13 protein-coding genes and 1 pseudogene are annotated in these 22,025 nt (G+C 71.2%); 8 read left to right on the top strand and 6 right to left on the bottom strand.

The window, feature by feature from the left end:
* Nucleotides 1-31: 31 nt before the first annotated feature.
* Nucleotides 32-1,066 (bottom strand): hypothetical protein, encoded by a 1,035-nt coding sequence (locus MLE42_RS11200; RefSeq protein WP_243287971.1) that lies wholly within the window; start codon nucleotides 1,064-1,066, stop codon nucleotides 32-34.
* Nucleotides 1,067-1,116: 50 nt separating this feature from the next.
* Here MLE42_RS11200 and MLE42_RS11195 point away from each other — a divergent pair, with 50 nt between their 5' ends.
* From MLE42_RS11195 to MLE42_RS11175, 5 genes are all read left to right on the top strand, one after another.
* Entirely contained in the window at nucleotides 1,117-2,016 is a 900-nt protein-coding gene (locus tag MLE42_RS11195) for an ACP S-malonyltransferase (RefSeq protein ID WP_243287970.1), read from the top strand.
* 87 nt (nucleotides 2,017-2,103) lie between these two features.
* Nucleotides 2,104-3,879: an HD-GYP domain-containing protein gene (locus MLE42_RS11190; protein ID WP_243287969.1), complete on the top strand. Its 1,776-nt coding sequence runs from the start codon at nucleotides 2,104-2,106 to the stop codon at nucleotides 3,877-3,879.
* Between the two features lie 21 nt (nucleotides 3,880-3,900).
* A complete protein-coding gene (locus MLE42_RS11185) occupies nucleotides 3,901-4,425 on the top strand; it encodes a type II secretion system protein (protein ID WP_243287968.1) in 525 nt (174 codons plus the stop codon).
* A gap of 10 nt (nucleotides 4,426-4,435) precedes the next feature.
* A complete protein-coding gene (locus MLE42_RS11180) occupies nucleotides 4,436-5,572 on the top strand; it encodes a D-alanyl-D-alanine carboxypeptidase/D-alanyl-D-alanine-endopeptidase (RefSeq protein WP_243287967.1) in 1,137 nt (378 codons plus the stop codon).
* A 65-nt stretch (nucleotides 5,573-5,637) separates the two neighbouring features.
* Nucleotides 5,638-6,543: a DMT family transporter gene (locus MLE42_RS11175; RefSeq protein ID WP_243287966.1), complete on the top strand. Its 906-nt coding sequence runs from the start codon at nucleotides 5,638-5,640 to the stop codon at nucleotides 6,541-6,543.
* A gap of 1 nt (nucleotide 6,544) precedes the next feature.
* On the opposite strand, the gene MLE42_RS11170 is transcribed toward MLE42_RS11175, so the two are convergent.
* The 3 genes from MLE42_RS11170 to MLE42_RS11160 are packed head-to-tail and all read right to left on the bottom strand — an operon-like array spanning nucleotide 6,545 to nucleotide 10,892.
* Nucleotides 6,545-7,834 (bottom strand): carbohydrate porin, encoded by a 1,290-nt coding sequence (locus MLE42_RS11170; RefSeq protein ID WP_243287965.1) that lies wholly within the window; start codon nucleotides 7,832-7,834, stop codon nucleotides 6,545-6,547.
* A 3-nt stretch (nucleotides 7,835-7,837) separates the two neighbouring features.
* The gene (locus MLE42_RS11165; protein ID WP_243287964.1) at nucleotides 7,838-9,139 is read right to left on the bottom strand and encodes an ABC transporter ATP-binding protein; all 1,302 of its coding nucleotides are present in this window, start codon (nucleotides 9,137-9,139) and stop codon (nucleotides 7,838-7,840) included.
* A gap of 7 nt (nucleotides 9,140-9,146) precedes the next feature.
* The gene (locus MLE42_RS11160) at nucleotides 9,147-10,892 is read right to left on the bottom strand and encodes an ABC transporter permease (protein WP_243287963.1); all 1,746 of its coding nucleotides are present in this window, start codon (nucleotides 10,890-10,892) and stop codon (nucleotides 9,147-9,149) included.
* Between the two features lie 285 nt (nucleotides 10,893-11,177).
* On the opposite strand from MLE42_RS11160, the gene MLE42_RS11155 reads away from it, so the two are divergent.
* On the top strand, nucleotides 11,178-14,336 hold the full coding sequence (locus MLE42_RS11155; protein WP_243287962.1) for a serine/threonine-protein kinase: 3,159 nt from the start codon (nucleotides 11,178-11,180) through the stop codon (nucleotides 14,334-14,336).
* On the opposite strand, the gene MLE42_RS11150 is transcribed toward MLE42_RS11155, so the two are convergent.
* A complete protein-coding gene (locus tag MLE42_RS11150; protein ID WP_243287961.1) occupies nucleotides 14,333-14,686 on the bottom strand; it encodes a hypothetical protein in 354 nt (117 codons plus the stop codon). The genes MLE42_RS11155 and MLE42_RS11150 overlap by 4 nt on opposite strands.
* A 43-nt stretch (nucleotides 14,687-14,729) precedes the next feature.
* Nucleotides 14,730-15,680 carry an AAA family ATPase gene (locus tag MLE42_RS11145; RefSeq protein ID WP_243287960.1) on the bottom strand — a complete coding sequence of 317 codons (951 nt, stop codon included), beginning with the start codon at nucleotides 15,678-15,680 and terminating at the stop codon, nucleotides 14,730-14,732.
* An 83-nt stretch (nucleotides 15,681-15,763) separates the two neighbouring features.
* On the opposite strand from MLE42_RS11145, the pseudogene MLE42_RS11140 reads away from it, so the two are divergent.
* Nucleotides 15,764-19,993 (top strand): annotated as a pseudogene (locus MLE42_RS11140) (amylo-alpha-1,6-glucosidase); the annotation flags it as partial.
* Entirely contained in the window at nucleotides 19,882-22,014 is a 2,133-nt protein-coding gene (gene glgB / locus MLE42_RS11135; protein ID WP_420843094.1) for a 1,4-alpha-glucan branching protein GlgB, read from the top strand. The pseudogene MLE42_RS11140 and the gene glgB, both read left to right, overlap by 112 nt.
* Nucleotides 22,015-22,025 lie beyond the last annotated feature (11 nt).

Raw genomic sequence — 22,025 nt, 5'->3', positions numbered from 1 at the left:
GCGAGTTCTTATCTGAATCCGCGTAGCGGATTCAGCCTAGGCCAGCCCCAGACTCCTCCGGACCTCCAGCCGGTCCGCCTCGTGGGCCTGGATCAGCTTGGGCACTTCGTTCCGCCACAGCTTCGATAAATCGGCGAAGGAGATGGTCGGCTTCGCTTCGGCGCCAGGGGTCGAGGGTTCGGTTGAGTCCTGCGAGTACGTCCCGCGGGTACCAGGTTCGGGGGTCATGGGTTTGGATCCTCAGTAGGGAAAGGTAAGCGGTCTGGAGCTGGTAGGCAACCACGGAATCGACGGGCTTGGGGCGGGCCCGCACGGCGGCGATGGCTTCATGCCCCGTGGTCATGAGATCCGGGCCCTCGTCCTCCACGCGCACGTGGTAGAGCCGCAGGGAGCGGCCCGCCCGCGGGGCGAAGCCCAGGAAGGTGAAGGGGGCCCAGGCGTGGGCCCGGGCCATGCGGTCCAGGGGCACGTAGCGCCCTTCGCGCTCGGAGCGGGCGAGCATGGCCTTGAGGGCGCCGCCGGGATCGCGGTCGGTGTAGGCGAGGTGGACTTCGTGGCTGCCCGCGCTCCGGATGCGGTCCAGGAGGAAGGCCACGCCATCGGGATCCGTGTGGGGCGCGTCGAACACGGCGCCGAAGGCGGAGCCGAGCGCCAGGGCGTTGGTGGTCTTCCCCGTGGCCTGGCCGCCCATGAAGATGATCACCGGCCCGCCCTGGGCCTGGGCGAGGGCCCGGTCCCGGAGGCGCTTGCCGAGGGCGTTCAGGTGCACGGCGGCCCGGCCGGCGGGATCTTCCAGGGCCTCGTAACCCTGGGTGGGGTTCTGGCGGAGGGTGGGCAGCAGGGTGGCGAGCAGGTCGCCATTCACCAGCTGGCCCTTGAGGGTGCCGGGCCGCGCCGCGTAGTCGTCGAGGGCCGGGCCGGCGTGGCGGGCCAGGTCCGCGGCCTCGGTCTCCAGGGCTTCGCGCAGCTCCTTCCTCCGGCCATCGTCCAGCTCCCAGTAGGAGCGGCGCTCGTGCCAGGGGACCTGCTGCCAGGGCAGCGGGGCCGAAGAGGGAAGGGGGGACATGGCCCCAGCCTACTGGATGACGGGGGATCCGGCACCCTATCCTCGAGACCATGTCCGCGCCCGCCTCGATCCTCCTGTTTCCCGGCCAGGGCACCGAGGCCGTGGGCATGTCCCGGGGATGGGAGGTTCACGAAGCCTGGATGGAGACCCTGGCGGCCGCGGAGGTCCGCACGGGCAGGCCTCTGCGGCAGGCCATGGCGGAGGGCCCCCTGGACCTGCTGCGGTCCCAGCGGTTGGCGCCTTGCGCCGTGCTGGCCCATTCCGTGGGTGTCTACCGGGCCTGGCGCGCGGCGGGTCTGCCCCTACCCGCCGCCGCCACGGGGCACAGCATGGGCTTTTATTCCGCCCTCGTGGCGGCGGAGGTGGTGCCCCTCGAGGCGGCCCTCGACCTCATCTCGGCGGTGGAGGACCTGAGCGAGGCCACCTTCGGCCCAGGGACCATGGGCATGGCCTTCCTCATCGGCGTGCCGGAGCTGGAGCTGCGGCGGGCCCTGGCCGGCTACCCGGAGCTGGTGCTCTCCAACCGCAACGGCCAGGCCCAGTTCACGGTCTCGGGGCCTGTGCCCGCGCTGGAGGCGCTGGTGGAGGCGCTCGGCCCCTCAGCCCTGAAGGCGGGGCTGCTGCCGGTGCGCCATCCCCTGCATGGTCCCCACATGGCGGCCCTGCTGCCCGCCATCACCCGGAGGCTGGCGGCGGTGGCACCGGCGGAACCCGCGTTCCCCCTGATCTCCCACTTCGATGGACGGATCCTGGGCACGGGCACGGCGGCCTGGGACGAGGGCATCGCCTCCGTGGCCCTGCCCGTGGACTGGCTGGCGGTGGTGGCCCGGCTGAAGGCGCTGGGCGCGCCCCTTGCCGAGTGCGGCCACGGCCGGCAGCTGGCGGGGCTGACCCGCTGGGCGGCCCGGGACCTGACGGTGACCTCGCTCCAGGTGATTCCGAGGTCGTAAAAAAACGTTTCGACAATCATCCATGCATCTAGATCTGCAGGGCGGGGGTCTGCCATGATGGGCCTTCCTTCGGTCTGGATGCGTCCCATGCCGGTGTCCCCCCTCATCCTCGGTGAAGCACTGGCGAATCGCTGCTCCCAGGTGCTCTACCGCTGCATGGAGGAGGTGGGCAGTACCAAGGGCGCCCTCTACCTCCGTGTGCCCGGACAGGGCGCCTTCGAGGTGGTGAGCTTCTACGGATGGCCCCGGGGCACCCGTCCGCCCGTATCGATCCCAGAGGGCCACCCGCTCCTGGTGAGGACCCAGCGGTCGCGCCGGACCTACGTGGTGAACGATGCGTCGGAATCGCCGGAGCTGTCCGCCTTCGGCCAGGGCGGGGAATGGCCCCGCTACCTCATCACGCCGGTGTACCTCCAGGGCGACTGGGTGGGCCTTCTGATCCAGCGGGACCGCATCAAGGGCGGGACCTTCGAGGTGGAGCGGGACGAGCCGCCCACCCTGGCCATCTGCGGGGACCTGGTGGGGGCGCTGAAGGAATTCCACTTCTTCGGTGGAGCCCGCGCCGTCAACCCCGCGCCTCCCATCGGCCCGGGCGTGGTGCCGGAAGGCCTGCCCACCGCCGCCGACCTCCTCGAGGAACTCGCGCCCGCGCCAGAGCCGCTCCTGGCGCCGGCCCGGCCCACCGAGCACCCGCGCACCCCGGGACCGGGGGTCCATTCCGCCGGTCCTTCGGCCAGGGAACGCCTCTACGGATTCCCCGGCGGCAAGGACGGCTACGGCTCGCTTCCCTGGGAGCCGGACCGCTCCCTCAGCGGCTGGGTGGCTCCCGCCCCCGCGAATCCCGATCGCCAGAAGGGCATGGTGCGGCCCGAGGAGCGGACCTTCTTCTGGGAGATCGCCGGGCTCATCAGCCAGATCCTGCCGGCCACCGCCGTGGCGCTCTGGATCGAGGACCCCGAGGAGATCCGGCCCATCCTGGCCTTCAGCACGCTGCCCCTGTCGCCGGACCTGCAGCAGCAGATCCTGGCCCACGCCACCTTCCACCTTCCCACGGTGAGGGAGCCGGACCTGCGCCTCATCACCCGGACCGAGATGCCGGAAGTGCCACCGCTGACCGGCGCCTTCGCCACCTACATGCCCCTCCTGCTCAACGAGACGCCCCAGGGACACGACCTGGTGATGGTGTTCCGCCTGGAGGACCAGTCCTTCTCCCTTGCCGAGATCGAGGCCATCCGGCAGCTGAGCCGCGTGCTGGCCCTCCATCTCCAGGAGGCGCGGCTCCATGAGCGCTACCACCAGGCCTTCCTGTCCGTGAGCCACCGCATCCTGCAGTCCAGCGAGATCCGCGTGCCCAACCTCCGGCCCCACAGCCTGGCCACCGCGCGCCTGGCGAGGGACCTGGCCCTGATGCTCGACCTGCCCACGGAGGAAGTGGAGGCGGTGAGCATCGCCGCCATGCTCCATGATGTGGGCCTGCTGCTGCTGGACCCCCAGATGCTCGCCAAGCCGAAGCTGAGCGACGAGGAGATGAAGAAGGTCCGCAGCCATCCGGAGCTGGCGGCAGTCTTCCTCAAGGACCTGCGGTTCCCCTTCGATGTGGTCCGCATCATCCGCCATCACCACGAGCACTGGGACGGCCGGGGCTACCCGGACGGCCTGCGGGAGACGGGCATTCCCATGGGCAGCCGGATCATCGGCCTCATCGAGGCCTACGAGGTCATGACCAGCGGGAAGGGATACCGCCGGCCCCAGGGTTTCCGCCAGGCGCTGGCGGAGCTTCGGAACGAGGCGGGTTCCCAGTTCGATCCCGCGGTCGTGGAAGCTTTTGGCGAGCTCATGGCACGTAAGGGGGAACGGGCCTGATATTTTAGGCCTGGAGCATACATGCGGACCGCCACCCCATTCCGTACCCAGCGCGGCTTCACCATGGCCCTCGCCCTGGCCATGGCCGTCGTGATGGGCGTGATGCTCATGAAAGCCGGTCCCGTGATCAGCGCGGAGGTCCAGCGGGAGAACGAGGCCGAGCTGATCTTCCGGGGCGAAGCCATCGCCGCGGCCCTGCGGGTCTATTTCGCGAAGAACAACCGCTACCCCACGGACCTGGACGAGGTGATGAAGGTCAGGCCCCACATCCTGCGTCAGAAATACCGCGACCCCATGACCAGCGATGGCGAGTGGGAATACCTCACGCAGGTACAGCCCGGGGCCTCGGGCGACACACAGGGGCTGCCCATCGTGGGGGTGCGCAGCCGCTCCGAGAAGGACAGCATCCACACCTACCAGGGCAAGGCCCTGGTGCGGGACTGGCTGTTCAGGGCCGATGAGAACCTGCTCGGAGGCAACACCACCGAGAACGAGCGGACCCGGCGCAGCCTCCGGGGAACCACGCCGACCATCACGAAGCCCTGAGGTCCCGGGCGTGCTGGTTCGGCTACTCCTCCTCCTGCTGCTGTGCGCGCTCCCCTCCCGCGCCCAGGGCTTCCGGACCTGGGTGAGGGGCCTGGAGGCCCGTGGGGTCGCGGTGTCCGCAGGGATCTGGGACGTGGACACGGGCAGGGCCCTGGAGCGCCATGATGACGACGTGGCCCTCGTGCCCGCCAGCACCACCAAGGTGGTCACCACCTACGCCCTGCTGAAGACGCTGAAGCCCGACACGACCATCGAGACCGAGGTCTGGGGCGACCTGAGGGATGGCGTGCTGCAGGGAGACCTCGTCTTCAAGGGGGATGGCGATCCGCTCTTCACCAGCGAGCGCATCTGGATGCTGGCCCAATCCCTGAAGAAGGAGGGCCTCCGGCGGGTCCTCGGCACCGTGCGCCTGGACCAGAGCGCCTTCGACGCCCAGCGGGAGCCCCAGGGCTGGGAGAACACCTCGGCCGATACCCTGCCCGTGGTGCGGGCCCTGTCCGTGGATTTCAACCGGGACGACCGGGGCCGCATCCTCGAGGATCCCGACCGCCAGGCCCGGGAGACCATCCTCAGGATCCTGCGGGAGACCGGCATCACGGTGGAGGGCGGTGCCGGCGCGCCGGATGTGCCTCGCAAGCTGGCCACCTGGACCTCGCCGCCCTTGCGCGCCCTGGTGCAGGACATCAACAAATGGTCCAACAACTTCATGATCGAGATGCTGACCCGTCGCTTCGGCGCAGGCTCGTGGCCCCGGGGGGTCCAGCGCATCCAGGCCTTCTTCCAGTCCGCCTTCAACCTGGGGCCGGAGGCGATCCGGATCACGGATGGCTCAGGTCTCAGCAAGGAGAACCGCCTCTCGGCCCGCACCCTGGCCATCATCCTGCGCGGGGCCTACCACGACTTCGAGGTGGGGCCGGAGTTCGTCTCCTCACTGAAGATCATCGGCGGTGAGCCCTGGAAGCTGAAGATCAAGGATCCCAACCTCACGCGGCGGATCCGGGTGAAGACGGGCCACCTCGACCGCGTCACCAGCCTGTGCGGCTACCTGCAGACCTTCGACGGGAAGGTGCGGGTGTTCGCGATCCTCCTGAACGGACCCACCCGGGACGAGGACGTCTGGGAACAGGTCTCCCGCTGGGCGAACTGAGCGACCCCATCCCCTTTCGACCCCGAGCCTTGCGCCTCCGGCCATCCGGCGGCGATGCTGGATCCATGGATGGGACACGGGCGGGGACGCCGGATCCGAGAGGCCTGGCGGCCCTGATCCTCGGGGCTTCGCTCCTGGGGTTCGCGGCCATGCTCGTGCGCTGGGCCGCGCCCGCGGGGCCGCTGGCGGTGGGCTTCTACCGCATGGCCATCGCCCTGCCGCCCGTGGCCTGGCTCGCCTGGCGGGCCCGGAACTCGGCGAGGCGCGAGGCCGGGAAGGCCCGTCTCTGGGCCGGCGTGGCGGGCCTCTGCTTCGTGGGGGACCTCTGGATGTGGCACTCGTCGCTCCATCACACGAGCGCCGCCAACGCCACGCTGCTGGTGACCCTGGCGCCCATCTGGGTGGCTGTCGTCTCCGTGGTCTGGCTCGGGGCGAAGCTGCGGCGCCGGTTCTGGCTGGGCGTGGCGTTCGCCCTGGGCGGCGCCCTCATCCTGGGCCTGGCCAAGGGCGCCCGCTGGGGCACGGGCCTGGGCGAGCTGCTGGGGGCCCTCGCCTCTCTGGCCTACGGGGCCTTCACGCTGGCCCTGGGCCGCGCGCGCCAGGAGCTCAGCGCCCCGGAGGCCCTGTTCTGGGTGGTGCTCTGCTGCACGGCGGGATTCGGGGTCCTGGGCCTCGCGCAGGGGGAGGCCTTCACGGGCTATCCCGCCCGCGCCTGGTGGGCCCTGGCCGGCCTGGGCCTCGTCGTGCAGGTCGTGGCCTGGTGGCTCATCACCTGGGGCATCGGCCACGTGTCCACGAACCTGGGCGCCATGGGCCTCATGACCCAGCCCGTGGCCACGGTCATCCTGGGGTGGCTGCTACTCGGGGAATCCGTGAAGCCCCTGCAGGGCCTGGGCACTCTGCTCGTGCTGGCAGGCATCGCGGCCTGCGCCTTCGCTCCGCCGGTGGCTTCCGGACCCGCGGAGGCGTAGGTCAGACGCTGAGGCGGAGCCGGAGGCCGAACACCCAGGCCGGGCCCCGGTCGCGGTTGTAGCCGGGGTTGTGGATCATCTGCAGGTCCGGGGAGAGGCGCAGCCAGGGGCGGGGCGCCCAGGCGTAGTAGACCTCGGCCACCCGCTCCCGGGCCGGGGACAGCCGGCCGTCCCCGAGGACGAAGCCGGATCCGCCGGCGGCCAGGTAGGCCCGGTGCTCCCGGGACAGGTCCTGGATGGACAGGGCCAGGCCCCAGCGGTCCTCCGCCCCCCAGCCCCTCCCCTGGCCGCCGAAGGACAGGGAACGGTCGGCCTCCGTGAAGGCGAAGGATTCGGTGTGTCCGTCGTTCCAGCCAGCCCGCAGGAAGAGGCCCGAGGCGCCGTCCGGAGCCAGGGGCTGCTCCAGGTTGAGCACCCAGCCCCGCTTCGCGCGGTCCGGGGCGCGGGTGGCGGTGATGTCCGGGGTGCCGCCCTGGGCGAGGGCCGCCGCGTAGTCGCCCATTCGGGCGTGGTTCACGTAGCCCAGCAGGCGGATCACGGGGCCGCCTTCGGGCATGAGCGTGAGCTGGAGGTTGTCGCTGTGGGCCCGGGCCAGGTCGCCGTCGAGCACATTCCCGTTGGCCTCGGTGGGCATCTGGAAGCGGCCGAGGGCCAGGGCCCAGCCGGCCAGGCGCAGCTCGGCGGCCACCCCCCGGGTGTAGCCCCGGGTGTCCGCCGGGAAGTCCCATGCGGGCGCGTTGAACAGACTCCAGTTCATGAACTGCGTCCGGGGGGCTCCGGCGAAGGCGCTGGTGTCGAAGAGGTCGTTGGCCGCCAGCTTCCCGAAGGTGACCACCAGGCGCTGAACAGGCACCCGGCCTGGAAGCTGGTCCATGCCGCGCTCGACGGCCTCCCCCCCGCCGCCGAGGGGCAGGGTCCACCGGCCGAACAGCCGGGCCAGGTAGGGCGCCTGCCCGAGATCGGCAGAGCCCGCGCGGATGGCGTCGCCATTCGGAAGGCCCGCGAGACCGACCGTCCGCCCCACGCCCGAGCCCCGGAACAGCTCCACGTCCAGGTAGAGCTGGAACCGCTCTGTGAGCTGGGATCCGACGTAGGCCCCGTAGGTCTGCGTGACGGCGCGGTCCCCATCCCCCGTGAGGCTGTTGGGGCCGGCATAGGGGCTGGCGAAGGGCCGCAGCTCCTGGCCGATGAACGTGGCCTGGAGGCCCAGCAGCCGGGGCATGGCCGACTGCGCGGCGAGCGCGGCGGGCAGGGCGAGGCCCAGCAGGAAGGTGCGAGCCTGGATCCGCACAGGCTACTCCGGCGTGAGGATGCCGCGTTCCTCGCGGTAGGCGAAGATCTCGCCGAAGCGGCCCCAGGTGACCAGGGTGTCGAAGGTCTGTTCCGAATTCTCCATGGGAAGGCGCTGCTGGAGTTCCGAAAGAAGCTCGTCTTCCTTGAGCTCCCCGTGATGCAGCTCGATGAGCTCCATCACCATCCGGAAGAGCCGGAGCTCCAGGAGCTGGGCCTTCCAGATGTCCTTGCGGTCATCCATGTTGGCGCGCACGAAACGCTGGCCCAGGGCGTTCAGGATGACCTGCCGCTTGGGAGTGTCCACGAAGTCGAGCATCTCCGCTCCCTTCACGGAGACCAGCACTTTCTCGAAGGGCACGTGGGTGGCGGCGGCCACCTGGAACAGATCCGAAGTCCCGCCCTGGGTCTCCAGGTACTCCAGCAGGCCGAGGATGTCCGAAGAGGAGGTGGCGGGCAGGGGCTCGACGAGGTCCGGCAGCAGGCTGGGTTCCGGCGCGCTCACTTCGACGTCCGGCAGCTCCGCGCTGGTGATGATGTCGTGAAGCTGGTCGACCAGGCGCAGGAACTCGGGGCTCCGCATGTCCCGGGGGCGGGGCAGGGGGTTCTCGACGATGGTGCGCACGCGTCCAGGGTTGGCGGACAGCACCACGATGCGGTCGGCCATGTAGGCCACTTCCTTGATGTCGTGGCTCACCATGAGGATCGAGGAGGGATTGCGCTCCGCGTCGTCCCAGATGTCCAGGATCTCGGCCCGGAGGCCCTCGGCCGTGAGGGCGTCCACGTGGCTGAAGGGCTCGTCCATGAACAGGATCTCCGGATCCACGCTCAGGGCGCGGGCCATGCCCACCCGCTGCTTCATGCCGCCCGAGAGCTCCCTGGGGTAGGCCTCCTCGAATCCCTCCAGGCCCACAAGGCGGATGGCGCGGTTGGCCTTGGCCTTGATGGTCTCCTCGTCCAACCCCTTGGCCTGGAGGACGGTCTTCACGTTCGATTCCACGGTCATCCATGGGTAGAGCGCGAAATTCTGGAACACGATGGCGACGCCCGGGTTCAGGCCCTTCATCTCCTCGCCGTGGTAGTAGGTCCGTCCCTTCGTGGGCTCGATGAGGCCCGCGAAGATCCGGAGGATCGTCGATTTCCCGCAGCCGGACGGCCCGATGAGGCAGGCGACCTCGTTGGCGCGGATGTCGAGGTTGATGTCCTCCAGCACACGCAGGGGCTTGCCCGTCCCGCGCTCGAAGGACTTCTGGATCCCCTTCAGCTCGCAGATGACATCGTGGCTGGCGTTGACGGCGTGGATCATGTCGCCCTCACTTGGACAGGGAATAGCGGGTGCTGGCCAGCCGGTACAGGGGCTTCCAGACCATGCGGTTGAAGAGTACGACCGTTCCGGCGAGGACCAGGGTGGAGGCCGCCAGGAGGGCGAAGTCCTTGTCGGCCGTGGCCTGGCTGACGATGGCGCCCAGGCCGAAGGTCTGCAAGGTGTAGCCCTTCAGGGACACGTACTCCGAGACGATGCTGGCGTTCCAGGCGCCCCCCGCGGCCGTGAGGCAGCCTGTGATCAGGTAGGGGAAGATGGCGGGGAAATAGAGCTCTTTGAAGCGCTGCCAGCGGCCGAAATTGAAAGATGTCGCCACCTCGCGGAGGTCGCTCGGGATCGCGCTGGCGCCGGCGATCACGTTGAAGAGGATGTACCACTGGGTGCCCAGCAGCATCAGCACGATGCTCCCCCAGCCTAGGCCCACCTTGAGGGTCGCCAGCAGGGCGATGACGGTGGGGAACAGCATGGGGGCCGGGAACGAGGCAGCCACCTGCACCACGGGCTGGAAGATCCGGGACAGGCGGTCGGAAAGCCCGATGGCCAGCCCCGCGGGCAGGGCCCAGGCCACTCCGATGCCCATGGAGATCATCACGCGCGAGAGGCTCAGCGCGTCGGCCTTCAGGAGCCGGATCCAGGCTTTCCCGGGCAGGTGGGCCAGGAGGTGGTAGACGCCCACCGTCCCCACCAGCAGGAGGACCGTGACCACCGCGAGGGCGCCCAGGGCCATCCAGGGGGCGACCCGCTCGGCTCTGCGGGCTCCGGTCCGCTCGCGGGCGCGGTGGCGCAGGCGGTGCGCCCGGGCCCGGCGCTGGCGGGCGAGCCAGAGGTCCCAGCGCCGGATGAGGCGGCTCCCCCGCACGAAATCGAGGAACCAGCTCGAGGGGGCCTCGTTCTGGACCGTGTCCTCCACCTTGAAGCGCTGGGCCCAGACCACGATGGGCCGCCACAGGACCTGATCGAGGAACACGATCATGAGGATCATGGCGAGGATGGCGTAGATCTGGGCCCGGCCGTTCCCCTGCTCGACGGCCACGCTCATGTAGGACCCGAGCCCCGGCAGGCGGAAGTCCTTGTCGCCCACGGTGAGGGACTCGTTGATCATGAGGAAGAACCAGCCGCCGGCCATGCTCATCATGGAGTTCCAGGCCAGGCCGGTGGTCGCGAAGGGCAGTTCGATCCACTTGAACCGCTGCCACCAGTTGAACCGGTAGACCGTGCCCGCCTCGTGGAACTCCGAGGGCACGCTCTTCAGGCTGTGGTAGAGGCTGAAGGTCATGTTCCACACCTGCCCCGTGAAGATCGTGAGGATGGCCGTGATCTCCAGGCCCACGTTGCTCCGGGGGAAGAGCGCCACCATCACCAGCAGCAGGGGCATGAGGAAGGTGAGCACCGGGATGCTCTGGAGGATGTCGAGGAGCGGGATCAGGAGGCGCTCCGCCCGGGCGTCCTTGGCGGCCCAGTAGGCGTACATGAGTGTGAACACGAAGGACAGGGCGTAGGCCGCCAGGCCGCGCATCATCGAGAAGAAGGTGTACTTCGGAAGGGCCAGGGGGGAGAGGTCCACCTGGATCTGGGGCCGCTGGAGGGCGGTCCATTCGTGCCCGAGCAGGATGAGGCCGTAGAGCATGCCGAAAGCCGCCGCGACGAGCAGGAGGTCCACCCACCGCCGGCGGCGGAAGGGCGCGAACAGGGCGTTGGCCTGGCCCCACATCGTGTCGAGGATTCGGTGCATCATGGCCGGTCCGGAGACTCGGATGGGGCGCGGACGAGCGCGCGGCCATCCCATTCAGGGTGCGGATTCGGGGGAGCCGGGGATGGCCGCCTCAGCGGGCGGCGCACCACGACGGAGGTTCGGAAAGGTCGGATTGTCGTCCCATCGAACCTCCTTTCCGGCGCCTGGGCCATGGCCAGTCTGACCGCCCGGCATGGGGGGGGTCAACCCGGGAAGTGCTTCACCTGCAGCCCCAAAAGGGGCACCATGAACGGTCCAACGGGAGCGGAATCGTGCGTGAAGGCAGTCGTGGCGACCGCTGAGGAGCGCGTGCTGGCCTTGGCCGTGGCCCGCGGCCTGCTTGAGCCCGCCGATGCCGCCTCCCGCGGGCTCGACGAGCTGGTCGCCGCAGGGCGCCTCGCCGAAGGGGACCGGCGGATGCTGGAGCAGGACCTGGCCGATCTGCAAGCCGCGGATGCCACCCACTGGTCCCTGGAGGTCACGGCCCAGACGCGGGGGACGCTGGACGCGGCCCTGCCGGAGGTGGCCCTCCTGGCGGATCCGTCGGACCCCGCCCTCGAATCGGTCCTTCCCCCGGCGGCCCACCGGCAGAGCGGGATCTTCCGGGCCCGGACCCTGGAGCGCTGGGGCCGTTTCGAATCCCTCGAGCTGCTTGGCGAGGGGGGCATGGGCCGGGTGTTCCGCGCCACGGACTCGCGGCTCCGCCGGGTGGTGGCCCTCAAACTCCTGCGGCGGGACGATCCGGAACTCATCCGCCGGTTCGTCCACGAGGCCCAGCTCCAGGCCCGGGTCGATCATCCCAACGTCTGCCGGGTGCATGAGATCGGCGAATGGCGCGGCCAGCCCTACATCGTCATGCAGTTCATCTCCGGCGAGACCTTTCTCCAGGCCGCACGTACCCTCTCGCTGGAAGAGCTGCTCCGCCTGATGAAGGAGGTCTGCGAAGGGGTCCACGCGGCCCATCGCGTGGGGCTCATCCACCGGGACCTGAACCCGGCCAACCTGATGGTGGAGCGGCTGGAGGACGGATCCACCCGGGCCAGTGTGCTCGACTTCGGCCTGGCCCGGGGCCTCGGTGACGGGCGGCTCACGGAGACCGGCCGGGTCATGGGCACCGTCAGCTACATGTCGCCCGAGCAGGCTCGCGGGCATACGGCCCTGCTGGACCGCCGGACGGATGTCTACTCCCTGGGCGCCACCCTCTACGAGCTGCTGACCGGGAACCCGCCCTTCGAAGGGGAAGGGCTCGAGCGGATGTCGCGCATCGTGAAGGACGATCCCGTGCCGGTCCGGCGGCTGGTGCCCACCATCCCGGCCGACCTCGACACGGTGGTGCTCACCTGCCTCCAGAAGGATCCGCGCCGCCGGTACCCCACCGCCCGGGCGCTGGGGGACGACCTCCAGCGCATTCTGGACGGCGAGCCCATCCAGGCCCGCGCGGCCACGCCCATGGAGCAGCTGGGGCGCTGGATCCGGAAGCACAAGGCCCTGGTGACGGCTTCGGCGGCGATCTTCCTCACCGCCGCCGTCTTCGGCGGATTCGCCCTGAGAGAGCGGCTGCGGGCCCAGGCCCAGGCCGCCTACGCTCAGCGGTTCGCCCAGGCCGCTGAACGGATCGAGGCCCTGGCCCGCTACCTGCGCATCCAGCCGGCGAGGGATCTGACCCGGGACCAGGCGGATCTCCGGGCCCGGGTCGAGGCGCTGTCCCAGGAGGTCCAGGCCGCCGGGCCGCTGGCTGCGCCGCCGGGCGCCTACGCCCTGGGGCGGGCGCGCCTGGCCCTGGACGATCCCGCCGGGGCCCGGACCCAGCTGGAGCGGGCCTGGGCCCTGGGGTTCCGGACGCCGGAGGCGGCCCATGCCGAAGGCCGGGCCCTGGCCGCGACCTACCAGATAGAGCTGGGTAAGGCCTCCGCCCTGCCGGATCCGGAGATGCGGCGCCGCCGGCTCGATGAGCTGAAGGACAAGCTGAGGGTGCCCGCCGCTGATTGGCTCCGCCGGGGCGCCAGCGCCAGCCTCGAGCCCCAGGCCTTCCGGGCGGGCCTGCTCATGCTGATGGAGGGCCAGCCCCAGGAAGCGATCCGGCTGGCGCGGGAGGCCCAGGCGCAGGCTCCCTGGTTCTACGAGGCCCTGCGCCTGGAAGCCGAGGCCTGGCTGGTCCAGGCCCGCTTCGCCCAGGAAGCGGCGGTCGCCAGGCCGGCCCTGGAGGCCGCGGGCAGGGCCCTCGCGGAGGCGGAGCTCCGGGCCCCCTGCGACGTGGACCTCCTCGAGCTGGATCTGCGGCGCTGGCAGGAGGCGGTGGCGCAGGGCTGGCAGACCGGAGCGGATCCAGAGATCCCGGTCCTGGCCCAGGTGGCCGTGGCCGACCGCTGGGCCCGGCTCGAGCCCACCGCCGCCGGGCCTTTGGCCTGGCGGGCCAGGGCTCGCGGCGAGATGGCGCGGTTCCTGGCCTTCCGGGACAAGGATCCCGGAGCCTGGCTGACCCGGGCCAAGACGGACGCGGAGGAGGCGCTCCGGAGGGATCCCGGCGAAGTCGAGGCTTCCACGGCCCGGGCCTCCGTGCTCCGGACCGAGGGCTACCGTCTGATGAGCCGGGGGGCGGATCCCTCGCCGCGGCTGCAGGAGGCCATGGCCGCCGCCGATCAGGGCCTTCGCCTGGATCCGGCGCACATCGTCCTCATGAACATCCGCAATTCCGCCCTGCTGGCCTGGATCGACCATGCCCGTCTGAGCGGCATGTACCAGCGCGCCGCCGTGTTGCCGTACCTTCAGCAGGCCCGGACGGAGGCGAAGGCACACCCGGACGATGCGTACTTCCAGGCGAACTTCGGGAGCGTGGCCCTGGCCGTCGCCAGGGCCGAGGTGGATTCCGGCGGGGATCCCTCGGCGGATGCCGAAGAGGCAGTCCTGGCCTACGAGGCCGCCCTGAAGACCCAGTCCCGCCATGTGGGGTTCCATCGGGGCATCCTCATGGCCCGCGCCGCCCAGGCCCGGGCGATGGCCCGGGACGGGCGGGATCCCGAGGCTGTGCTGGCCCAGGCGCGGACCGAGTTCCAGCGGGCCAGGGAAGCCCAGCTCCCGCTGGCGACCCTGGCGCCGTATTTCATGGACGCCCTGCTTTCGGCCGCCACCAGAGCCCAGGGCCGGAAGGGGCGGAGCTACCTGGATGAGGCAAGCCCGCTGCTCGCCCACCTGGAATCCACCTCGGAGGATCCGGTGGAACTGGGCACCATCCGGCTCCACTACACCGTGCTCATGCTGCGCTCGGGTTCGACGGACCTTCGCGCCTCGGGGGAGGCCGTGGCCCGGTCGCTGGTCCGGCTCCGGCCTGTGAATCCGTCCTTCTGGATGACCCTGGCCGAGTTCCGCGAGGCCTGCGGCGACGCCGATGCCGCGGCCCAGGCCCGGGCCCGGGGCAGGGCCCTGAATCCGAAGGGCCGGTTCTTCTAGCCGTTCGTGGGGTTCATGATGCTCTTGCAGAGGAAGGCCGGGGTGGTTCCATCGGGTTTGGGCAGGGTCCAGAGCTGGTCCACCACGGCGGGATTCATCAGGATGTCGGGCTGGTCGCCGATGAGGCTCGCCGCCTGGGGAAAGTGCCGGAGGAAATCCTCCCGGGCCATGCGCTTGCCTTCCGCGGGACCGCCTCTGTCGTAGAACTTGCGGAAGACCTGCACGGCCCGGTCGCTCCACACGAGCGCATCGGAGGTGTCGGGATCGATGGTGTGGGTCCGCGTCGTGCCGTCAGGCATGAGCAGGTTCAGGGTGATGCCGGTGATTTTGGGACGGGATGCGGTGGGCATGGAACCTCCTGTTGGATGAGCCGGAGGGCGGGCCCGGTCCGGCTCAAGGGCGGGGCACGGCCTGGAGCAGCTGGGCGATGACCTGGTCCGTGGTGGCGCCGTCGGCCTCGCTCTCGAAGGTGAGCAGCAGGCGGTGGCGCAGCACGTCGGGCGCGAGGTCCACCACGTCCTGGGGCAGTACGTGGTCGCGGCCCTGGAGGTAGGCCAGGGCGCGAGTGGAGGCCTGCAGCGAGAGCGAGGCCCGGGGGCTGGCCCCGCAGCGCAGCAGCTCCTTGCCCTTCCATACCTTGCCGTGGCCGGGCCGCGTGGCCTGCACCAGCCGCACGATGTAGGTCCGGATGGCATCGTCCAGGCGCACCTTCTGGGCTTCGCGGCCCGCCGCCAGCAGGGTCGGGCCGTCCACCACCGGGTTCACCTCGTCCCCGTTCAGGTGGGCGCGGCGGAGGACCTCCACCTCATCCTCATGCTTGGGGTAGTCCACCCGGAGCTTGAAGAGGAACCGGTCCATCTGGGCCTCGGGCAGGGGGAAGGTCCCCTCCTGCTCCAGCGGGTTCTGGGTGGCCAGCACCAGGAAGGGATCCGGCAGGCGGAAGCTCTCCTCACCCAGCGTGACCTGCCGTTCCTCCATGGCCTCCAGCAGGGCGGCCTGCACCTTGGAGGGGGCCCGGTTGATCTCGTCCGCCAGCACCAGGTTGGCGAAGATGGGGCCCCGCTTGGGCGTGAAGGTGAGCTGCTTGGGATCGAAGACCAGGGTGCCCACCACGTCGCTGGGCAGCAGGTCCGGCGTGAACTGGATGCGGTGGAAGCTGGTGTGGCTGGCGGAGGCCAGAGTCTTGATGGTGCGCGTCTTCGCCAGGCCTGGCAGGCCCTCCAGCAGCACGTGGCCGCGGCAGAGCAGGGCCACCACCAGCCGGCTGAGCAGCTGGGGCTGGCCCACGATCACCTTGCGGCATTCGGCGAGGAGCGGTTCGAGGGTCGCGGAGGCGTTGGACATGATGCGACCATTCTGACCGCCCCTCTCCAGGCCTGGGAACCCGCAATCGGAGGATCCGGCAGAGGGGCCTGGTCGGGCGTACCATGGGGGACGTCCGCCCCGGGGGAGCGATGCTCCGACCCGCCATGACACCAGCACCTGGGGACCACGTCGTGCGCTACGTGGGCGACCGCCTGCGCGTGGACCTGGCCCACCCCGCGCCGGGGCAGGCCGGCTGGCGGGCCTTCCTCCGCACGAACCTCACCCGGGGCGACCGGGCGCGGGAGGAGATCCTGGCCCGGGCCGGCACCCTCCCTGGCGAGGCCCACACCTTCGCCGGGGCCGCCTGGCGGGACCTGCCGCTCCAGGCCGAAGAGGGCGGCTGGTCTCTGGACCTGGTCCTCACGGAGCCGGGCCCCTTCCGCGCCAAGGCCTACGCGGTGGATCCCGCCGGCTACCAGCACTGGCCGGTGGGGGATGACCTGGGCGTGAGCGTCCTGCCGGACCGGCTGCGCACGGCCAACCTCGTCTACTGCGCCTTCCCCCGGATGTTCGGGCCCGCCCGCGCCTTCCGGGAAACGCGGGATCCCGCCCGGGAGGCCGCCTGGGCGGAACTCGACGGGCAGGGGATGACGGTGATCCCGCCTTCGGGCACCTTGCGAGACCTCACGGCCTGCCTGCCCCACATCTTCGACACGTTGGGCTGCCGCATCCTGCACTTGCTGCCGGTGGGGCCGGTGCCCACCACCTTCGCCCGCATGGGGCGCTTCGGCAGCCCCTACGCCCAGCTGGACCTCACGGCCATCGACCCCGCCCTGGTGGTCTTCGACCGGCGCACGACGGCCGTGGACCAGTTCCGGGAGCTGGCGGACGGCGTGCATCTCCGGGGGGGGAGCCTCCTCCTGGACATCGTGGTGAACCACACGGGCTGGGGCTCCCGGCTGATGGAGGCCCATCCGGACTGGTTCCGCCGCGAGCCGGACGGGAGCTTCCACAGCCCCGGCGCCTGGGGCGTCACCTGGGGCGACCTGGCGGAGCTGGAGGGCGGCCCGCCCGCCTTCTGGGAGACCGTCGCCGAGTCCCTGCTCACCTGGTGCCGCCGCGGGGTGGACGGCTTCCGCTGCGATGCTGGATACCTGGTGCCCATGCCCGTCTGGCAGTACCTCGGCGCCCGGGTCCGGCGGGAATTCCCCGACTGCGCGTTTCTCCTCGAGGGCCTGGGCGGAAGCTGGGGGGAGACCGAGCGCCTCCTGGGCGAGGGCGGCCTGCAGTGGGCCTACTCAGAGCTGTTCCAGAACCACGAGCCGCGCGCCGTGGCGGGCTACCTGGACCACTGCCTCCACCAGGCGCCGCGGATGGGCCCCCTGGTGCACTACAGCGAGACCCATGACAACGACCGCCTGGCCGCTCAAGGGGCCGCCTGGTCTTTGATGCGCACCCGGCTCTGCGGCCTGGCGAGCCACTGCGGTGCTTACGGCTTCACCGCCGGGGTCGAGTGGCTGGCGGCGGAAAAGCTGGATGTCCACGAAGCCCGGGGCCTGGCCTGGGGCGCTGAGCCGAACCTCGTGCCGGAGCTGGCGGCCCTCCACCGCCTGCTGGCGGAGCATCCCTGCTTCTTCGACGGCGCGACGGTGGCGCGCCTGAGCCCGGAGGATTCGCCCGTGCTGGCGCTGGCCCGCCGCTCCGCCGAGGGCCCGGATCGCTGCCTGGTGCTCGTGAACCTGGACGTGCGCGAACCCCGGGAGCTGGTCCTGGCGGAGGCGGTCTGGACCGGCCTGGGCGCGCCCGCCGTTGACCTGCTGGGCGCGTCCGGCCGGGACCTGCTGGGCACCCCGCCGGAGATCCGGCGTTCCGGCGGCCGCGTGGGGTTCGTCCTCCACCCCGGCGCGGCCCACTGCCTGGTGGACCGGCCTGCGCCGGCGGGGCTCTCCGGCGAGGCCTATCGCGCCCGGCGGGCCCAGGCCGCCTGGGGCTTCCAGCGGCTGGCCGAGGCCATCCCCGTCGAGGCCATCGGGCCCTGTGACTGGCGCCTGCTGGCGGAGCGGGTGGACCGGGATCCCGCGACCTTCCTGGCGGCCCTCCCGCGCCTGGACCCGGTGCGATCCTCGGCGGACCTGCTCGGCGCCCTGGACGCGACGGCGAGCGGGGACCGCTACCCCGCCGTGGTCCGCTGGGGGCCCGAGGACGCTGCCCGCGTCCAGCCCGTGCCGCCGGGGCACTGGGTTCTCATCGAGGATGCCCTGCCGTTCTCCGCGACCCTCCGCAGGGCGGGGGCCCTGGACCTGAATCTGCGCTCGATCCCGGCCGGAGGCCGGTACCTCGCCGCGCTGTCCCCGCGCGTGGGCGACGCGGCCGGCCTGGCGGACCTCCACCTGGACCGCTTCGGCGAGGAAGGACCCCCGATTCAGGGCCAGCTCCGGTTCTGCCCGGCGCTCCCGCGCTTCTCCGGCCACGGCGAACAGGGGCTGGTCCTGCTCACCAATGGCCGCGGCGGCATGGCCCGGTTGCACGCGGATCTGGGGACCATCGCCTCGAAGTACGACTGCCTGCTGGGTGCGAACCTGCATCCGGACCTGCCCTGCGATCGCCAGGTGCTGGCGAAGCGGCTCCGGGCCTGGGTCATCGCCGATGGGTTCCTCTCGGCCCTCGGGGCGGACAACCTCGAATGCTTCGAGCCCGGCCCGCCGGCCCGCTGGCGCTTCCGGGCCCACGCCGGGGACGGACGCATGGTGCCTGTCCACCTCGACGCGGAGATGCCGGACGGCCGGAACGCGGTGGTGCTGCGGTTCAGCCGCGGCGCAGGGAAGGGGGGGCCCGCGGGGGGGGTCCGCGTGGACCTCACGGTGCGGCTGGACCTGGAGGACCGCAGCTTCCACGAGGAGACTGTCCGGAACCCCGGACTGGACCGCCGCTTCGCCGCGGCCACCTCCCCGCTGGCCGGCCGTCCGGGGTTCCAGGTCCGCCTGGCGCCGGACCACGAGCTGCGCGCCTGGAGCGAGGGGGGGACCTACCACCCCGAGCCCGAGTGGTGCCAGGGCATCCCGCATCCCGTGGAGGCCGGCCGGGGCATGCGGGCCCAGGGGGATGCCTGGAGCCCCGGCTGGTTCGAGCTGCCCCTTCCTCCGGGCGGCAGCCTGTCGATCACCGTGGATGCAGATCCGCAAGAGCGGCCCGCGAGGACCACCCTGGAACCACACCTCTCCGAGAGGCCCGAGGCGGACAGCTTCGGCCGGCAGCTGGAGACCGCCTGCGCGGCGTTCCTGGCCCGCCGGGGGACGGGGACCACGGTCATCGCGGGCTATCCCTGGTTCCTCGACTGGGGCCGAGACACGCTCATCGCCGTACGCGGCCTGCTGGCCGGGGGCTGGATCCGCGAGTCCCTGGAGATCCTCCGGACCTTCGGCGCCCTGGAGCGGCACGGCACGCTGCCCAACCGCCTGGCCGCCTCGGAGGATGGGGACCGCGACACCTCTGATGCGCCGCTCTGGTTCGCCCTCGCCCTCGAGGAGGCCGCCGCCGTTCTGGGCCCCGAGGCCTATGCGGCCGACGCGGGAGGGCGGCCCCTGAGGGCGGTGCTGCATAGCCTGGCGGCGGGCTACCTGGCGGGCACGCCCAACGGGATCCGTGTGGATCCGGCCTCCGCCCTGGTCTGGAGCCCCGCCCACTTCACCTGGATGGACACGGCCCACCCCGCCGGCACGCCGCGCGAGGGCTACCCGGTGGAGCTGCAGGCCCTCTGGATCCGCCTGCTGCGCCAGCTGGCGCGGCTCGACGGTTCGGCCTCCGGGCCCTGGGACACGCTGGCCCTCCAGGCCGAGGCCTCGCTGGACCGCTTCTGGCTGCCCGCCTCCGGCTGGTACGCGGACCTGCTGGCCGCGCCGGCGGGGGTGCCCGCGGCCCAGGGCATCCCCCAGGACCACCTCCGCCCGAACCAGCTCTTCCTCGTGAGCCTGGGGCTCCTGCAGGGGGCCCGCGCCCGCCAGGTCGTGGCGGCGGCCCAGCGCCACCTCTTGGTGCCCGGCGCGCTGCGGAGCCTGGCGCCGCTTCCCGTGACCGCTCCGCTGGAAATCCGCGACGCCGCGGGCCACCTGCTGAACGACCCGCGGCACCCGTACTGGGGTCGCTACGAAGGCGACGAGGACACCCGGCGCAAGCCCGCCTACCACAACGGCACGGCCTGGGTGTGGCTGCTGCCCACCTTCTGCGAGGCCCTCGCCGCCGCCTGGGACCAGGCGCCCGAGGCCGTGGCCGCGGCACGGGCCCTCCTGGGAAGCCTGGAGACGCCGCTCGCGGAGGGCTGCGTGGGCCACCTGCCCGAGTTGCTGGAAGGCGACGCCCCGCACGTCCAGCGGGGCTGCGACGCCCAGGCCTGGAGCGCCACGGAAGCGCTGCGGGTGTGGATCCAGCTGTCCGGGGGCCTCTGGAGCGGAGGACGCTGATGCCCCGGACCCCGTTCCCGTCGCGGCTGGGGCCGCTGGACCACCACCTGCTCGCCGAAGGCACGCACCGCCGGGCCTACGAGAAGCTGGGGGCCCATCCGATGGTCCTGGACGGCGTGGCGGGGACGGCTTTCGCGGTCTGGGCGCCCAATGCCCGCCGGGTGAGCGTGGTGGGGCCCTTCAACGCCTGGGACGGCCGCCGGCATCCCATGCGGCCCAGCGATGCCGGCGTGTGGGAGGGCTTCATCCCGGACGTGGGGCCGGGCGAGCTCTACAAGTTCGAGCTGCACGGCCCGCGGGGGAACCTGCTCCCCCTGAAGGCGGACCCGTACGCGTTCCGCTGCGAAGTTCCACCCGGCACGGCCTCCGTGGTGCACGGCCTGGGGGACTACGCCTGGGGCGATGCCGAGTGGATGGCGGCCCGGGGCCGCGTCCCCATCCACCGGGCGCCGTTCAGCGCCTACGAAGTGCACCTGGGCTCCTGGCGCCGCCGCCCGGACGGCCGCCACATGAGCTACCGCGAGATCGCCGAACAGCTCATCCCCTACGTGCGCTACCTGGGCTTCACCCACGTAGAGCTGCTGCCGGTCGGCGAGCACCCCTTCTACGGCTCCTGGGGCTATCAGCCGCTGGGCCTCTTCGCGCCCACGGGGCGCTACGGCACGCCCGAGGACTTCCAGAACTTCGTGGACGCCTTCCACCAGGCGGGCCTCGGGGTGGTGCTGGACTGGGTGCCCGCCCATTTCCCGGGGGACGCGCACGGCCTGGCCTTCTTCGATGGGACGCACCTCTACGAGCACGCCGATCCCCGCCAGGGCCGCCAGATGGACTGGGGCACCCTGATCTACAACTACGGGCGGCGGGAGGTGCAGACCTTCCTCATCTCCAACGCCCTGTATTGGCTGGACCGCTTCCACATCGACGGCCTGCGCGTGGACGCGGTGGCCTCCATGCTCTACCTGGACTACAGCCGGAAGCCGGGCCAGTGGATCCCCAACCGCTACGGAGGTCGGGAGAACCTGGAGGCGGTGTCCTTCCTCCGCCGCTTCAACGAGACGATCTACGCGGAACATCCGGACGCCTTCACCATCGCCGAGGAATCGACGGCCTGGCCCATGGTCTCCCGGCCCACGTCTGTCGGCGGCCTGGGCTTCGGTTTCAAGTGGAACATGGGCTGGATGCACGACACGCTGGGCTATTTCGCGCGCACCATGCTCCACCGGCGGTACCACCAGGACGAGCTGACCTTCAGCATGCTCTACCACGGCACGGAGAACCACGTGCTGCCGCTCTCCCACGACGAGGTGGTCCACGGCAAGCGGAGCCTGCTCGGCCGCATGCCGGGCAGCGAGTGGGAGCGCCTGGCGAACCTGCGGCTCCTGCTGGCCTGGGCCTTCGCCCACCCGGGCAAGAAGCTGGTCTTCATGGGCACGGAGCTCGGCCAGACGCGGGAGTGGAACCACTCGACAGCGCTGGAGTGGGAGCGGCTCGACCAGCCGGAACCCAAGGGCATCCACGATCTGCTCCGGGACCTGAACACGCTGCACCGGGCGCGTCCGTCCCTCCACGAGGGCGACTGCGAACCCTGGGGTTTCACCTGGATCGATTGCGGCGACCGCGCCAACAGCGTGCTCTCCCTGCTCCGGAGGGGCGCCGATTCCCGCGACGCCACCGTCGTGATCCTCAATTTCACGGCGATGGTCCACCGGGAGTACCGGGTGGGCGTCCCCTTCCAGGGGGACTGCCGGGAGATCTTGAACACCGATGCCCAGACCTACGGTGGCCAGGGGTTTGTGAACCCGGGGAGACTGCGTCCGGAACCCATCCCACGGCACGGGCACGGCCACTCGCTGGCCTTGACCCTCCCACCCCTCGGCGCGGTCTTCCTGGCGGCCGAGCCTGGAGATGAGGCGTAGAATACCCGCCA

The organism is Geothrix terrae, assembly GCF_022808775.1.
Taxonomy (GTDB): Bacteria; Acidobacteriota; Holophagae; order Holophagales; family Holophagaceae; genus Geothrix; species Geothrix terrae.
This window is presented reverse-complemented; position numbering and strand designations above follow the sequence as displayed.

Excerpts from the sequence above, each read along its gene's own strand:
- MLE42_RS11200 (WP_243287971.1), bottom strand. The coding sequence starts at position 1,066 with ATGTCCCCCCTTCCCTCTTCGGCCCCGCTGCCCTGGCAGCAGGTCCCC.
- MLE42_RS11195 (WP_243287970.1), top strand. The coding sequence starts at position 1,117 with ATGTCCGCGCCCGCCTCGATCCTCCTGTTTCCCGGCCAGGGCACCGAG.
- MLE42_RS11190 (WP_243287969.1), top strand. The coding sequence starts at position 2,104 with ATGCCGGTGTCCCCCCTCATCCTCGGTGAAGCACTGGCGAATCGCTGC.
- MLE42_RS11185 (WP_243287968.1), top strand. The coding sequence starts at position 3,901 with ATGCGGACCGCCACCCCATTCCGTACCCAGCGCGGCTTCACCATGGCC.
- MLE42_RS11175 (WP_243287966.1), top strand. The coding sequence starts at position 5,638 with ATGGATGGGACACGGGCGGGGACGCCGGATCCGAGAGGCCTGGCGGCC.
- MLE42_RS11165 (WP_243287964.1), bottom strand. The coding sequence starts at position 9,139 with ATGATCCACGCCGTCAACGCCAGCCACGATGTCATCTGCGAGCTGAAG.
- MLE42_RS11160 (WP_243287963.1), bottom strand. The coding sequence starts at position 10,892 with ATGATGCACCGAATCCTCGACACGATGTGGGGCCAGGCCAACGCCCTG.
- MLE42_RS11150 (WP_243287961.1), bottom strand. The coding sequence starts at position 14,686 with ATGCCCACCGCATCCCGTCCCAAAATCACCGGCATCACCCTGAACCTG.
- MLE42_RS11145 (WP_243287960.1), bottom strand. The coding sequence starts at position 15,680 with ATGTCCAACGCCTCCGCGACCCTCGAACCGCTCCTCGCCGAATGCCGC.